Raw genomic sequence first — 13,697 nt, forward strand, 5'->3', positions numbered from 1 at the left:
ACTGGCTTGCCAGTATAGCCAGGGCTCTAGATCGCGCATCTCGGATGCTTCATGTTGATTATGAGCGCAGCTCAAGTGGTGGCGTTTTGCGAAAAATCATCAGCAGGCGATCCAGCAACCACACCGCGATCAGCGAAGCGCCCACCAACGGAAAGGCAATGGCCAGTGCCAGGATAATCAGCACCCCGGTTTTCCAGGTCGGCAAATCGTGGCGCAGCGGCGGGACCCCCAGACGGCCCTGGGGACGGCGTTTCCACCAGATCACCAGAGCGCTGACCGAACTCAGCAGGATCATCAGGCACACCAGCAAAATCACGATCTGGTTGAAGGTGCCGAACAGCTTGCCTTCATGCAGCATCACGCTCATTTCGGTGGCGCGGGCGACGTTGCCGTATTGCTCCCAGCGCACATCGGCCAGCACCTGGCCGGTGTATTGATCGATATGCAGGGTGGCGTCGTTGCGCGGGTCGTCAGCGAACACGGCGATGGTGAATACGCCGGTGGCGGTGGTGGGCAAGGTGATGCTGTAGCCGGGTTCGACCTTGCGTGCAGTGGCCGTTTCAACCACCTGTTGCAGGCTGATGCCGGGGGCCGCCGGGCCGCTTGCGTGGGCGGCATGGGCCATGTGTTCAGCGTGGGCCCCGGAGACCGGCAGCGGGGTGTTTTCCATCGCCCAGGGTACGGTCTGGCGGGCAGGGGTGTTGAGGCTGCGGGCCTCGATATCTGACTGCGGCACGTTATTCCACATCGCCACCGGGAAGCGGTTCCACAGGTCGGCGTATTGCTTGCCCCACAAGCCGGTCCAGGTCATGCCGCTGAGCAGCATGAACAACAACAGGGCTGCGCCCCAGAAACCGGTGACAGCATGCAGGTCGCGCCACAACACGCGGCCGCGGCGGCTCAGGCGCGGCCATAAGATTCCGGCGGCCGATTGCCCGCGCGGCCACCACAGGTACAGGCCGGAAACCACCAGCACCACGCCCCAGCCGGCGGCGAGTTCCACCAGCCGGTCACCCACAGTGCCGATCATCAACTCCCCGTGTAGCGCCCGGGCCACGGCTTGCAGGTTGAACCTGGCATCCTGCTCGCCCAGCACTTCACCGCTGTACGGGTTGATGAACACGTTGAGCTGGCGCCCGTCATTGCTGACCACGAACTGGGCGCTGCGCTCGGGGTTGACCGCAGGCAGGTACTGGCTGATGCGGCCCTGTGGATAATCGAGGCGCACCCGCTGCAGTTGCTCGTCGGCACTGAGGCGGTGGTGGCCGGGGGTGACATTGAGCAGGTGGTCATACATCAAGGGATCGAGCTGGGGCTTGAACAGGTAAATGATCCCGGTCAGCGCCAGCAGAATCATGAAGGGGGCGACAAACAGCCCGGCATAGAAATGCCAGCGCCAGGCCAGGTTGTAGAAAGAGGGGGTTGGTCGGCTCATCGGGAGCGGCTCCGCAAGGTCATTATTCTCTTGAGCCCTGTGGGAGCTGGCAAGCCAGCTCCCACAGGGCAATCCGTTGTTGTCAGAAGCTCACGTCAACCTTGGTCCACAAGGTGCGCCCCGGCTCGTTGATCGGGGTCGGGTCGTTTGCCGGGTAGCCGTAGCCGGCGTTGCCCGCCATGTTCAGGTGCTCGCTGTAGTTTTTATCCAGCAGGTTGTCGACGCCGGCACTGACCTTGAGGTTTTTGTTGATGCGGTACGCGCCGTTCAACGAGAACACGCCAAAACCGGCACTCTTGTCGTAGTCCTTGCCGACCACATTGCCGGCATTACGGTCGATGCGGTCTTGCGGTGCCACCAGTCGCCACAAGGCCCCGGCACTCCAGTCGTCCTGGCTGTAAGTGAGGCCCAGGCGGCTGTCCAGCGGTGGCATTTGCGGCAGTGCCTTGCCGTCTGTGGTGTTCTTGCCCCAGGCGTAGGCCAGGGTGGCGTCGGCTTTCCAGTGTGCAGTCAGCTGATACGCAGCACCCAGTTCGCCGCCCATGATCCGGGCGTTGATGTTTTGCGCCCGGGACGAACCCGAGTCGTAGTCGAACAGGATGTAATCGTGAACGACCCCGGCATAGGCCGAGACCCAGGCTTCGAGATCGCGGATTTTGTATTGCAGGCCCACATCGAGCTGAGTGGTTTTTTCCGGCTTGATTGCATCGAAAGCGTTAACCGAGCCGGCCGGGCCTGAGGTCGGGGAGAACAGCTCCCAGTAATCCGGGAAACGTTCGGCGTGACCCAGGCCGGCATAGACCGTGGCCGGGCTGTCGGCCAGATCATGTTCGTAACGCACAAAGCCGCTGGGCAGTGTGTCGGCGCGGGTTTTATCCAGGGTCGGGTTGGCTTTGCTCATCATCCCGGAGCCGATCCGGGCGCGGTAATCCTTGGCTGCAGCGTGGTCCAGGCGGGCTCCGGTAATGACCCGGTCACGCTCGGCGGCGTACCAGGTCAGTTCGCCAAAAGCACCGTAGTTATGGAAGTCGGCGTCCTTGCTCCAGTTCTGATCCTTATAGGTATCGATGCCCATGCCGGAGCGTTTGCGGTGTTCGTTGGTCTGCGCATCGATACCGCTGATCAACTGGTAGTCGGCCCAGTGCCAGGTGGCCTTGATCCGTGCGCCGAGGGTGCGGCGGTCGACGTTGGAGGCCATGGGGCCGCTCATCATGCCGGTGCCCGACGGGGTGCGCAGGCTGTAGTTGTCCATGACGTGGTCGGCATAGTTGTAGTAGACCTGTGCTTCGATCTTGTCGAGAACATCGCCGATATTTGATTTTTCGAAGCGCAGGCCCAGGCTTTCGCGCTGGTACTGGCTGCCGTCCATGCCGCGCCCGGCAGAGCGGGCTTGACCATCGCCCTTGCCGGCAGTGAGCTCCAGCAGGGTGTCCGGGTCCGGGGTCCAGCCCAGTGCTACATCGCCGTTCCACTTGTCATAGCGCGACGGCACGGTGTCGCCGTTGCCGTCCTTGTAGTCATCAGCGTGCGCGGTGTTGCCGATCACCCGCACGTAGCCCAGCGGGCCGCCGGCGGCGGCGTCGACGGTCTTGTCGAAGCGGCCGTTGGAACCGGCCAGGACACTGGCATTGACCCGGGTGCCCAGTTCGCCGAAATGCTCCGGTTCGCGCTCGAACAGGATGGTGCCGGCCGATGCCCCCGGGCCCCAGAGTACGGTTTGCGGGCCCTTGATCACGGTCAGCTGGTCGTAGGTTTCCGGCGAGATGTAGGAAGTGGGGGCGTCCATGCGGCCGGGGCAGGCGCCGAGCATCATGCCGCCGTTGGTGAGAATGTTCAGGCGTGAACCGAACATGCCGCGCAATACCGGGTCGCCGTTGGTGCCACCGTTGCGGACCAGGGCGAAGCCGGGAATGGTCTTGAGGTAGTCGCCACCGTCACTGGCCGGCACCGGCTGGCGCGGGTCCTTGGGGTTGGTGACTATGGTCAGTGGCGAGCTGGGGGCGATGGCCGTGATCACCAGCGGGCTGATTTCGTTGGCGTGCTCTGCGTGTTCGTCGGCCATGACCGCAGGCGCGAACAATGCGCAGCACAGTGCGCTCAGGGCGAAAGGGAATACCGTTTGGGCGTGGGGCAAACGGGCGGCAACAGTAAAGCGGGACATAAACATTCCAATATTCAAGCGAATACAACACGGCCAGGGGCCTGCGGCTGTCTAAAGCAGCACTGGCAGGCGGGCCTGTGAGTTTGTGGGGTCGGTGCTTAAAGGAATGCTGGCGGGGCGCGGGAGCGGGCGCCGGGGAAGACCGGTTGCCGGGCATGGCCCAGCAGGGTGGTCGCCGCCAGATAGTTGCCCGGAGGGGGGGCTGTATGGAGGGTCAGGGTCGGGGCGTTGGGCAGTGCCGGGCAACTGAACAGCAGGGTGCAATAGCCGCACTTTTCCCAAATCGCGTGGTGATCGGCGGACGGTTTGCCGTGCTCGCCGTGGTCTTGCATCGACATGCCGGCCGACATCGGCATCGTCATGTTCATGGAGGCGTGATGATCCATCGGCACCGCTTGGGAAATCAGCGGGCCGATAAAAATCATCAGCATGGCAAACAGGCTCAGCCAGTTGCCGCGAATCTGCGACATGGCGTGCCTGGCGCGAGGGGCGCCCACGGGGATCAGTGACCGTTAGTGGGTGTGCATGGCTTCCGTGCTGGCGGGCGGCGCCTGTTTCTGCACGTTCACATCAACCGTGATGGCACCGGCCTTTTCAAAGTGCAGGGTCATGGGGAAGTGTTTGCCGTCCTGCAGCAGACTGCGGTCTTTGAGGCCGAGCAGCATCACGTGGTACGCCATGGGCGCGAACGTGACGGTGCCGCCGGGGGCAACCTCGACGCTGGGCACCGGTTGCATCTTCATCAAGTCGCCCTGCATCACGTGCTGATGCAGCTCGGCTTTATCGGCAATGGGGGTGTCGACACTGACCAGGCGGTCGGCGCTGGTGCCGGTGTTGTGAATCACGAAATACGCGGCCACGGTCGGCGCATTGGGCGGTAACTGCTGGGACCACGGATGAGCGATTTGCAGCGTGCCGCTTTGGTATTCATGGGCGTTGGCGAAACAGGCAGGCAGCAGCAAAGCCGCCGCGATCAGGGCATTTTTGACCAGTGACAGGTTCAACATGGCAATTCTCCGGAACGATTCAAACGCAAAATGGTTGCGAGGATGAATCAGGCCAGAGGGGAAGCGCGGGGGTTGAGGCTCGGCCATTGCTGGCGCGGGGTGGGGCGTTTGAGGTGGTCGGGGACTTGGCTGTGGCCATGTTCGATGGCGGCGAAATACAGAGTCGGGATATGCGCCGGCAAAGCCACCAGCGGTGCCGCGCCCGAGCAGCACCAGCAATGCTGCATGTTCGAGTGATCGTCTTTGCGGCTGTCGCCGGCGTCAAGCTTGCCCAGTGACACGGCAACCATCTTGGTGCCGGTGGAGGTGCAAAAGCTGCTCCACATGAACTGTTCGCCCGCTTCTTGCCTTGCCCCGCCCATGGCTCCGGCCGTCGACATGGCGAGCATGTTGAACAGCACTGCGAAGCAGGCGATCCAGGCAAATGCAAAGCGTTGTCGGGACATGAACAATTCCATGAGTGATGGCATCAAGGCGGCTATTTAGCCTGAATGACCGACGTAAGTAAAAACACAGGCTGTGTGGCGAAATGTCGCGTCAGTGTAGTTCAGGCTGTCTTGGTTCTGGGGTTGAAAACTTACCCGTTCGCTGTGGGAGCTGGCTTGCCAGCGATGCAGGTGCCGCGCGCCGGCAAGCCGGCTCCCACAATGGCGCAGTAAACCCTGTAGGAGCGAGCTTGCTCGCGAGCTTTTTCAGCGCTGCAAACATGCGGCTTTTACAGCACTGCATTGGTCCATATTCACAAATAACTCTCCCGCCTCAGCGCCTGCAGCACTTCATCGCCGGTCAAAAATGCACGGTCAACCTCTGGCAACTGCGGGCGTTTGAGAATCAACACCGGAGTCCCGCGTTCGCGGGCGACTTCGAGCTTGGGCTCAGTGGCGCTGCTGCCGCTGTTTTTGCTGATCAGTACGTCGATGCGGCGTTGGGCGAACAGGGTGCGCTCATCTTCGATCACAAATGGCCCCCGGGCGCCGATCACTTCGCAACGGGCATTGCCGGGGTAAGTGTCCAGGGCGCGCAAAGTCCAGAACTGTCCTTCGGGGATTTCATGCAAATGCTCAAGCGGCTCGCGGCCCAGGGTGAACAGCGGGCGCTGAAACGGTTTTAGCGCCTCGACCAGTTCGGCCCAGTCCGCCACTTCGCGCCAGTTATCTCCGGCCTGGGGCTGCCAGGCCGGGCGGCGCAAGGCCCAGCACGGGATACCGGCGAGGGCGGCAGCGCTGACTGCGTTGTGGCTGATTTGTGCGGCGTAGGGGTGAGTGGCGTCGAGCAGCAAATCAATGCGCTGCTGGCGGATGTACTGCGCCAGCCCTTCGGCGCCGCCATAACCGCCAACCCGCACTTCACAGGGCAAGTCCGCGGGCACGCGGCCGACGCCGGCCAGGCTGTAAATGTGTTGCGGCCCCAGGCGGCGGGCCATGGCCAGCGCTTCAGTGACGCCGCCCAGCAACAGGATTCGTTTCATGCAAAGGCTCCGGCGTGACCGACTATCCCGCCCTGGCGGTCGATGGCAAACACTTCGACCTGCACCTGTGCCGGCACCACGCTACGGGCGAAGTCGAGGGCGTGCTGGCACACCGTATCACCCAGGGCGATGCCCGCAGCACTGGCCATTGCCAGGGCTTGCTGGCTGGTATTGGCCTGGCGGATCGCCTCTTGCAGTTCGCTGTCGGCACCGCTGGCGGCGGCCCATTCGGCCAGCTGCGGCAGGTCGATACTGGAGTGTCGGCTGTGCAAATCCATATGCCCGGCCGCCAGCTTGCTGATTTTTCCGAAGCCGCCGCAGAGGCTCAACTTACCCACAGGTACTTTGCGCAGATGCTTGAGTACGGCACCGACAAAGTCGCCCATTTCGATCAGGGCAATTTCCGGCAGGTTGTAGACCCGGCGCATGGTGTCTTCGCTGGCATTGCCGGTGCAGGCGGCGATGTGCAGGTAGCCGTTGGTCTTGGCCACATCGATGCCTTGATGGATCGAGGCGATGTAAGCCGCGCAGGAGAACGGGCGGACGATGCCGCTGGTGCCCAATATCGACAGACCACCCAGGATCCCCAGTCGCGGATTCATGGTTTTCAACGCCAGGGCCGCGCCGTCCTGGACGTTGACGGTGACGGTAAAGCCGCCGCTGTAGCCCAGTTCGGCTGCCAGCAGCAGCAGGTGTTCGGTGATCATTTTGCGCGGCACCGGGTTGATCGCCGGTTCCCCCACGGCCAGTACCAGACCCGGGCGGGTCACGGTGCCCACTCCGAGACCGGCGACAAAGCCGATACCCGGTTCCGGCCTGAGACCCACTTGGGAGTAAAGCAGCGCGCCGTGGGTTACATCCGGGTCATCCCCGGCATCCTTGATGGTGCCGGCTTCGGCCCCCTGATCGCACAGGCGGCAGAACTCCAGGCGCATGGTGACGATCTTGCCTTTGGGCAAGGTGATGGCGACGGCGTCATGGCTGACCCCGCTGAGCAGCAGGCGCGCGGCGGCCAGACTGGTGGCTGTGGCGCAGCTGCCGGTGGTCAGGCCGCTGCGCAGCGGCGCGGGTTGTTCGGCGGTTTCGTCACGCATCGAGAGGTTTGGTCACGTCTAAGAGGGTTATCGGCAAGGCCTGACGCCAGGTATCGAATTCCCCCAGCGGTTGCGCCTGGGCGATATGGATTCGGGTCAGTTCGCCACCGTGACGCTCGCGCCAGCTCATCAGCAGCATTTCGCTTTGCAGGGTGACGGCATTGGCCACCAGGCGCCCGCCGGGTTTGAGCTGTTGCCAGCAGGTGTCGAGCACCCCTTCGCGGGTCACGCCGCCGCCGATAAAGACCGCGTCCGGGCGCTCCAGCCCTTCAAGGGCTTGCGGAGCCTTGCCGCGGATCAGTTGCAGGCCGGGGACGCCCAGAGCATCGCGGTTGTGTTCGATCAATTGCTGGCGCCCGGCATCGGCTTCGATGGCCAGGGTGCGGCAGCTGGGGTAAGTGCGCATCCATTCGATTCCGATCGAACCGCTGCCGGCGCCCACGTCCCACAACAACTGCCCCGGCAACGGCGCCAGGCGGGCCAGGGTAATGGCCCGTACATCGCGTTTGGTCAGTTGGCCGTCATGGCGGAACGCGCTGTCGGGCAGCCCGCCGCTTCGTGACAGCGGCCGGGTGTCGGTATCGGCCAGGCAGTCGATGGCGATCAGGTTGAGCGCCGCCACGGGCGGGTCGCTCCAGTCATCGGCACTGGCCTCGACTCGCCGCTCGGCCGGGCCGCCCAGGTGCTCAAGTACCCTCAGGCGGCTCGGGCCAAAGCCGCGTTCACGCAGCAGGGCAGCAACGGCCGCCGGGCTGCTGGCGTCGTTGCTCAGCACCAGCAGGCGCACGCCGCTGTGCAGATGAGCATTGAGCGCGGCGACAGGCCGCGCCACCACCGACAGCGTCAGTACATCCTGCAAGGCCCAGCCCAGTCGGGCGGCGGCCTGCGAGAAAGATGACGGGGCAGACAGCACCTGCATTTCATCGCTGGCTACCACCCGGGCAAGACTGGCCCCCACACCGAACCACATGGGGTCGCCGCTGGCCAGCACGCACACCGGTGTACCGCGCAAGGCCAGGACCGGTGCCAGTGAGAACGGGCTCGGCCACGCCTGGCGTTCGGCGCGGATGCAGGCGGGCAGCAAGTCCAGCTGGCGCGGACCGCCAAACACGTTGCCGGCACTGAGCAGGGCGCGCCGGGCGTTTTTGCCCAGGCCGCTGAAGCCGTCTTCACCGATTCCCACAATTGTTAGCCAGGGCGACATGCCGATCCTCTTGGTAAACGCTGATTTTTCCATCCGCCAGCACTGTTGCAAGACGCGCCGGCAGGGCGCCCATGATAGCGCGCCTTGGGCTCTCGGCGCCTCGCCCATAAAGCGGGCGGGCGGGCTCTGTTGCAGGTAATGCTGCTTAAGGTTGCCCGCAGCGGGTATTCCGTCCGGCAAGCTTTTCATGCGGTCGCCCAAAGCAGGCATAATGCGCCACCTGCAACAGCCCATTGCCTGCCTGGATCGACCTTTGACCTTGCCACCTCAACTCCCTGTCATGACGCCCGTGCGCCCTACGGCTTGCCCGGGGTTGCTACGTATCGTGCAGGCGCTGGACGGCGGGATTTGCCGGGTCAAGCTCGATGGTGGCTGCATCACCTCGATGCAGGCCCGTGCCGTGGCGGATGTGGCGCAGCGCTATGCCAGTGGCGTCATTGAAGCGACCAACCGTGGCAACCTGCAGATTCGCGGGGTCGGGGCGCAACATCGGGCTCTGGTTGAACCCTTGCTGGCGGCAGGTCTGGGGCCTGCGACGGCAGCGGGTGACGATGTGCGCAACCTGATGCTGAGCCCGGCTGCGGGTATCGACCCGCAGATGCGCATCGATACCCGGCCGCTGGCCGCAGAGCTGCTTGCCAGTCTGCAAAACACCCCGCGACTGGCCGAGTTGTCAGCCAAGTTCGCGCTGCAACTGGACGCTGGCGAAGCCCTGGTGATGCTGGAGCACCCGCACGATCTGTGGCTATCGGTGATTGAGCTGGACGGTCAGTTGGTGATGGCCTTCGGTCTGGCCGGCTGCCCGGCGCACAACCCGGCATTGGCTGCGGTGCCGCTGGCACAGGCCCATGAATTGGTGATGGCGGTACTGTTGCTGTTTCTCGATCTGGCCCGGCCTGAGCAAACCAGAATGCGGCATCTGCTTGAGGAAGTTGCCGTCGAGCACTTCATCGAGCAGTTGCAGCAACGGCTCAGCGTGGGGTTGATCCCGCTGGCCGTGGGGCCACGGGGTGTCGCGCCCGGGGTGAGGCATATCGGTACTTTTGCCCAGCGCCAGCAGGGCCGGGTGTATATCGGCGCGGTTCCCGGCCTGGGGCGTCTGGATGCCGCCATGCTCCGGGGGCTGGCGCAACTGGCTGACGAATCTGGTGACGGCACCCTGCGGTTCAGCCCCTGGCAAAGTGTGTTGCTGCCTGGGATCAAGACCAGCGATGCGCCAGCTGTGACCCTCCAGTTAGAGGCGCTGGGTTTGTTGTGTGAGGCGGCGCAGCCGCTGGCACATCTGGTGGCCTGCACTGGCTCCGAGGCGTGCGCGAAAGGCTTGGCGGACACCAAACAGGATGCCCGCCAGCTCGCTGCGGGTCTGCGCCAACCGCTGAATGTGCATCTGACCGGTTGCCGGCGTTCATGTGCGGCAGCCCATATTGCGCCGGTCACTCTGCTGGCCGTGGCGCCCGGTCATTACGACCTCTATTTACGTGCTTCAGAACAGCCGGGTTTCGGTGTTCTGCATGGGCGCAATCTTACTATTGAAGCGGCAGGCGCCTGGCTTGAGGCCCGCCAACGGAGCAACACCGATGATTGATTACATCCGCGATGGTCAAGAGATCTATCGCAACTCCTTCGCCATTATCCGGGCCGAAGCCAACCTCGAGAGCATCCCGGCAGACCTGGAAAAACTCGCAGTGCGGGTGATTCACGCCTGCGGCATGGTCGACGCCATCGAAGACCTGCGTTTTTCCCCCGGTGCAGGCAAGGCCGGGCGCGATGCGCTGGCCGCCGGCGCGCCGATTCTGTGCGATGCACGCATGGTGCTTGAAGGTGTGACGCGTACGCGTTTACCTGCCAATAACCAGGTGATTTGCACGCTCAAGGAAGAAGGCGTGGCCGAGATGGCGCTGGAGCAGGGCAACACCCGCTCGGCGGTGGCCCTGGAACTGTGGCGCCCGTATCTGGAAGGCAGCGTGGTGGTGATTGGCAATGCACCGACCGCGCTGTTTTACCTGCTGGAGATGATTGACGCCGGGGCACCGAAACCGGCCCTGATTCTGGGCTTCCCGGTAGGTTTTGTCGGGGCCGCAGAATCCAAGGCGATGCTGGCGGCAGACAGCCGTGGCGTGCCGTTTGTGATCATGCAGGGCCGCCGCGGCGGTAGCGCGATGGCTGCGGCAGCGGTCAACGCACTGGCCACGGAGATCGAATGATGACTCAACCTGGACGTTTGCTCGGTCTGGGCGTCGGTCCCGGCGATCCGGAGCTGATTACCGTTAAAGCCTTGCGCCTGCTGCGCGAATCGCCGGTGGTGGCGTACTTCGTGGCCAAAGGCAAAAAAGGCAACGCGTTCGGCATCATCGAAGCGCACCTGCAAGACGCGCAAACCTTGATGCCACTGGTGTACCCGGTGACCACCGAGGTGTTGCCCGAACCGCTGTCGTATGAACAAATCATCAGCGACTTCTACGATCAGGCGGCCGTAGAGGTTGCCGTGCATTTGCAGGCCGGCCGTGATGTGGCAGTGATCTGCGAAGGCGATCCGTTCTTCTATGGCTCCTACATGTACTTGCATGACCGTCTGGCCGAGCGCTTTGAAGCGCAAGTGGTGCCGGGGGTGTGCTCGATGCTGGGCGGCGCTTCGGTGCTCGGCGTGCCGCTGGTGTATCGCAATCAGAGCCTGTCGGTGCTGTCGGGGGTGCTGCCCCACGATGAGCTCAAGCGGCGTCTGGCCGATGCCGACGCTGCCGTGATCATGAAGCTGGGGCGCAACTTTCATAAAGTGCGCGAGGTTCTGGGGGAGCTGGGGCTGGCCGAGCGTGCGCTGTACGTCGAGCGCGCGACCATGAGCAACCAGAAAATCGTCCCGCTCAATGAAGTGGAGCCGATGTCGTCGCCTTATTTCTCGTTGATCATCGTGCCCGGCGAACGGTGGCAAGGTTGAGTCGCCCGGCCCCGGCCATTGTGATTCTGGGCAATGGCAGCCTGGCAACGGCCCGGCGCATCCAGCAGCTTTCCCCTCAGGCGTTGATTTACGGCCTGGCCGGGCGGGTTGACGCGCCAGACCGCAGCTACAGCGATTTTGGCGCGACCCTGCGCCAGCTGTATCAGCAAGACACGCCGATTATTGCGCTGTGCGCCGCCGGGATTGTGATTCGCACCCTGGCTCCGCTGCTGCTGGAGAAAGGCGCCGAGCCGCCGGTGCTGGCCGTGGCCGAAGACGCTAGCGCGGTGGTTCCGCTGCTGGGAGGTCTGGGGGGGGTGAATGACATGGCGCGGGAAATCGCTGCCGGTCTGCAGGTTGCCCCGGCCATCACCACCAGCGGCGAATTGCGTTTTGGCACCTGCCTGCTGAACCCGCCGAGGGGCTATGCCCTGGGCGACCTGGAGGTGGGCAAACGCTTTGTCTCGGATTTGCTCGCGGGCGAGTCGGTGCGTATCGAAGGCGATGCGCCCTGGCTGGCCGGTGCACAACTGCCTGAAAACCCGCAGGCGCGGCTGGCGATCTGCGTCAGCAGTGCCGAGCGTGAACCCGCGGCCAATGAACTGCTGATCTACCCGCGCAATGTTGTAGTCCGGGTCAGCTCCGTTGTTGCAGCGCAGGGGATCCGTGAGGCGTTGCATGCAGTGAAGCTGGCCTGGCAGTCGCTGGCCTGCATCGTTGCCGACGACACCTTGATGGCGAGCCCGCAACTGCGTGAGGCGGCGGCTGAGCTGGCTGTGCCGCTACGCTTTGTGAGTGCCGAGGAGCAGGCGCTACCTGTGGCCTGGCACGAGTCGGGCAGTGGTTTGGCCCTGGGTGTCGCTTCGGTTCCTCTGGACCCGCAACAGATCGGCAGGGCCCGGGGGCGGTTGGCAGTCATCGGCCTTGGCCCCGGCGCTGCGGAATTGATGGTGCCTGCGGTCAAGGCCGAACTGGCGCGGGCCGATGACGTGCTGGGTTACGAAACCTATGTGCGGATGGCCGGACCGTTTCGCGACGATCAAGTGCTGCACTGCACCGATAATCGTGAAGAAATGCAGCGCGCGCGGCATGCCTTTGAACTGGCGGCCAGTGGTCGCTCGGTGGTGGTGGTGTCTTCGGGTGATCCGGGGGTTTTTGCCATGGCCGCCGCCGTGCTTGAAGCCTTGCATGAGTCTGGTGATGCGCAGTGGCACAACGTCGACCTGGAAATCCTGCCCGGGGTTTCGGCATCGCTGGCTACCGCCGCGCAGGCCGGTGCGCCATTGGGGCATGACTTCTGCGTGATGTCGCTGTCGGACAACCTCAAGCCGTGGAGCATCATCGAAAAGCGTCTGGACCTTGCTTGCGAGGCGGATCTGGCGCTGGCGTTCTACAACCCGATTTCCCGCTCACGGCCCTGGCAGCTGGGGGTTGCGCTGGAAATCGTGGCCCGGCACCGCAGCCCACAGACGCCGGTGGTGCTGGGGCGCGACATTGGCCGCCCGGGCCAGACATTGCGGACTATCACTTTGGGCGCGTTGACTGCGGATCAGGTGGATATGCGTACTATGGTGCTGATTGGATCGTCTACCACCTGCACCTTCCCGCGTGCCGACGGCACAGAGTGGGTGTACACGCCACGCTGGTACGGCGAAAAGCCCTGACGGGCAGCATGGCCCCGCAATGGGGCCATGCTCTGTAATCGCTGACGGGGCGCGGGAGGTCAGGGCACTAGATACCCGCGGATTCCGGTGAAGATGATCTGCGCCGCTAGCGCACAAACGAACAGGCCCATCAGGCGGCTGACGATCTGCAGGCCCTGGTCACCCAGAATCCGCTCGATCCTGTTGGACAGGTACAACACTACGCCGACGGTCAGGCTGGCCAGGGTAATGCTGACTATCGCCATCAGCTTGTCATCCCAGTGCGGCTGGCTGACCCCCATGACCAGCAGGGCACCGATGGTGCCCGGTCCGACCGTCAACGGAATGGTCAGCGGCACTATGGTGACATCCTGCTGCACGTTGTCGGTTTGCACGGCCGATTTGCCCTGGGCCATGCCCAGTGCCGAGATGAACAGCACGCTGCCGGCGCCGATGCGGAAGGCGTCGACGGTAATCCCGAAAACACTGAAGATCGCCCGCCCGAACAGGTAGAGCAAGACGCTGGATATCAAGGTGGCCAGCGCCACTTTCCAGGCGAGACGACGGCGCTCTTTGTTGGAGTAGCCCCGGGTCAGGCTGATAAAGCATGAGAGCACGAAGAACGGGCTGTAGAGCACCAGCATCTTCAAATACACACTGAACAATACATGGAGCATGGTCTGAGCTCACACCGAAGAAAGGCGACGAAAGTCTATCAGGCCGCCGGCAGTCTGTCGGCCAGCGTAGGGC

At 63.6% G+C, this 13,697-nt stretch carries 13 protein-coding genes; 4 read left to right on the forward strand and 9 right to left on the reverse strand.

What is annotated here, in order from left to right:
- Positions 1 to 58 precede the first annotated feature (58 nt).
- The 8 genes from EQV90_RS01955 to cbiE all read right to left on the reverse strand — a co-directional run bounded on the left by EQV90_RS01955 (position 59) and on the right by cbiE (position 8,369).
- Complete coding sequence (locus EQV90_RS01955) at positions 59 to 1,435, reverse strand: PepSY domain-containing protein (RefSeq protein ID WP_010656238.1); 1,377 nt, start codon at positions 1,433 to 1,435, stop codon at positions 59 to 61.
- Positions 1,436 to 1,517: 82 nt separating this feature from the next.
- Complete coding sequence (locus tag EQV90_RS01960; RefSeq protein ID WP_240877682.1) at positions 1,518 to 3,596, reverse strand: TonB-dependent copper receptor; 2,079 nt, start codon at positions 3,594 to 3,596, stop codon at positions 1,518 to 1,520.
- A gap of 98 nt (positions 3,597 to 3,694) precedes the next feature.
- Positions 3,695 to 4,066: a DUF2946 domain-containing protein gene (locus EQV90_RS01965; RefSeq protein WP_240877683.1), complete on the reverse strand. Its 372-nt coding sequence runs from the start codon at positions 4,064 to 4,066 to the stop codon at positions 3,695 to 3,697.
- A gap of 42 nt (positions 4,067 to 4,108) precedes the next feature.
- Positions 4,109 to 4,603, reverse strand: a complete 495-nt coding sequence (locus EQV90_RS01970; protein ID WP_003439177.1) for a copper chaperone PCu(A)C — start codon at positions 4,601 to 4,603, stop codon at positions 4,109 to 4,111.
- Between the two features lie 47 nt (positions 4,604 to 4,650).
- Positions 4,651 to 5,049, reverse strand: a complete 399-nt coding sequence (locus tag EQV90_RS01975; protein WP_003439179.1) for a DUF2946 domain-containing protein — start codon at positions 5,047 to 5,049, stop codon at positions 4,651 to 4,653.
- 293 nt (positions 5,050 to 5,342) lie between these two features.
- Positions 5,343 to 6,071, reverse strand: a complete 729-nt coding sequence (locus tag EQV90_RS01980) for a cobalt-precorrin-6A reductase (protein ID WP_240877684.1) — start codon at positions 6,069 to 6,071, stop codon at positions 5,343 to 5,345.
- Positions 6,068 to 7,165: a cobalt-precorrin-5B (C(1))-methyltransferase gene (locus tag EQV90_RS01985; protein WP_240877685.1), complete on the reverse strand. Its 1,098-nt coding sequence runs from the start codon at positions 7,163 to 7,165 to the stop codon at positions 6,068 to 6,070. Before EQV90_RS01985 ends, EQV90_RS01980 begins: the two co-directional genes overlap by 4 nt.
- On the reverse strand, positions 7,158 to 8,369 hold the full coding sequence (gene cbiE / locus EQV90_RS01990) for a precorrin-6y C5,15-methyltransferase (decarboxylating) subunit CbiE (RefSeq protein ID WP_240877686.1): 1,212 nt from the start codon (positions 8,367 to 8,369) through the stop codon (positions 7,158 to 7,160). Before cbiE ends, EQV90_RS01985 begins: the two co-directional genes overlap by 8 nt.
- A gap of 280 nt (positions 8,370 to 8,649) precedes the next feature.
- On the opposite strand from cbiE, the gene cobG reads away from it, so the two are divergent.
- From cobG to cobJ, 4 genes are read left to right on the forward strand one after another with little or no spacing between them, the layout of a single operon-like run.
- Complete coding sequence (cobG, locus tag EQV90_RS01995; protein ID WP_276617481.1) at positions 8,650 to 9,954, forward strand: precorrin-3B synthase; 1,305 nt, start codon at positions 8,650 to 8,652, stop codon at positions 9,952 to 9,954.
- Positions 9,947 to 10,573: a precorrin-8X methylmutase gene (locus EQV90_RS02000; RefSeq protein WP_003439197.1), complete on the forward strand. Its 627-nt coding sequence runs from the start codon at positions 9,947 to 9,949 to the stop codon at positions 10,571 to 10,573. The genes cobG and EQV90_RS02000 overlap by 8 nt, the downstream gene beginning before the upstream one ends.
- On the forward strand, positions 10,570 to 11,304 hold the full coding sequence (locus tag EQV90_RS02005) for a precorrin-2 C(20)-methyltransferase (RefSeq protein WP_177412922.1): 735 nt from the start codon (positions 10,570 to 10,572) through the stop codon (positions 11,302 to 11,304). Before EQV90_RS02000 ends, EQV90_RS02005 begins: the two co-directional genes overlap by 4 nt.
- On the forward strand, positions 11,301 to 12,968 hold the full coding sequence (cobJ, locus tag EQV90_RS02010) for a precorrin-3B C(17)-methyltransferase (protein ID WP_240877688.1): 1,668 nt from the start codon (positions 11,301 to 11,303) through the stop codon (positions 12,966 to 12,968). Before EQV90_RS02005 ends, cobJ begins: the two co-directional genes overlap by 4 nt.
- Positions 12,969 to 13,027: 59 nt before the next feature.
- On the opposite strand, the gene EQV90_RS02015 is transcribed toward cobJ, so the two are convergent.
- Positions 13,028 to 13,624 carry a MarC family protein gene (locus tag EQV90_RS02015; RefSeq protein WP_003439201.1) on the reverse strand — a complete coding sequence of 199 codons (597 nt, stop codon included), beginning with the start codon at positions 13,622 to 13,624 and terminating at the stop codon, positions 13,028 to 13,030.
- Positions 13,625 to 13,697 lie beyond the last annotated feature (73 nt).

Origin of the sequence: Pseudomonas sp. TMW22089, from assembly GCF_022496645.1 — a bacterium.
In the GTDB taxonomy this organism is placed as follows: domain Bacteria; phylum Pseudomonadota; class Gammaproteobacteria; order Pseudomonadales; family Pseudomonadaceae; genus Aquipseudomonas; species Aquipseudomonas paraversuta.

Bases quoted from the DNA above. Each gene is read 5' to 3' on its own strand.
- EQV90_RS01970 (WP_003439177.1), bottom strand. From the start codon at position 4,603: ATGTTGAACCTGTCACTGGTCAAAAATGCCCTGATCGCGGCGGCTTTG.
- EQV90_RS02015 (WP_003439201.1), bottom strand. From the start codon at position 13,624: ATGCTCCATGTATTGTTCAGTGTGTATTTGAAGATGCTGGTGCTCTAC.
- EQV90_RS01975 (WP_003439179.1), bottom strand. From the start codon at position 5,049: ATGTCCCGACAACGCTTTGCATTTGCCTGGATCGCCTGCTTCGCAGTG.
- EQV90_RS02000 (WP_003439197.1), top strand. From the start codon at position 9,947: ATGATTGATTACATCCGCGATGGTCAAGAGATCTATCGCAACTCCTTC.
- EQV90_RS01980 (WP_240877684.1), bottom strand. From the start codon at position 6,071: ATGAAACGAATCCTGTTGCTGGGCGGCGTCACTGAAGCGCTGGCCATG.
- EQV90_RS01985 (WP_240877685.1), bottom strand. From the start codon at position 7,165: ATGCGTGACGAAACCGCCGAACAACCCGCGCCGCTGCGCAGCGGCCTG.
- EQV90_RS01965 (WP_240877683.1), bottom strand. From the start codon at position 4,066: ATGTCGCAGATTCGCGGCAACTGGCTGAGCCTGTTTGCCATGCTGATG.
- cbiE (WP_240877686.1), bottom strand. From the start codon at position 8,369: ATGTCGCCCTGGCTAACAATTGTGGGAATCGGTGAAGACGGCTTCAGC.
- EQV90_RS01960 (WP_240877682.1), bottom strand. From the start codon at position 3,596: ATGTCCCGCTTTACTGTTGCCGCCCGTTTGCCCCACGCCCAAACGGTA.
- cobG (WP_276617481.1), top strand. From the start codon at position 8,650: ATGACGCCCGTGCGCCCTACGGCTTGCCCGGGGTTGCTACGTATCGTG.
- EQV90_RS01955 (WP_010656238.1), bottom strand. From the start codon at position 1,435: ATGAGCCGACCAACCCCCTCTTTCTACAACCTGGCCTGGCGCTGGCAT.
- EQV90_RS02005 (WP_177412922.1), top strand. From the start codon at position 10,570: ATGATGACTCAACCTGGACGTTTGCTCGGTCTGGGCGTCGGTCCCGGC.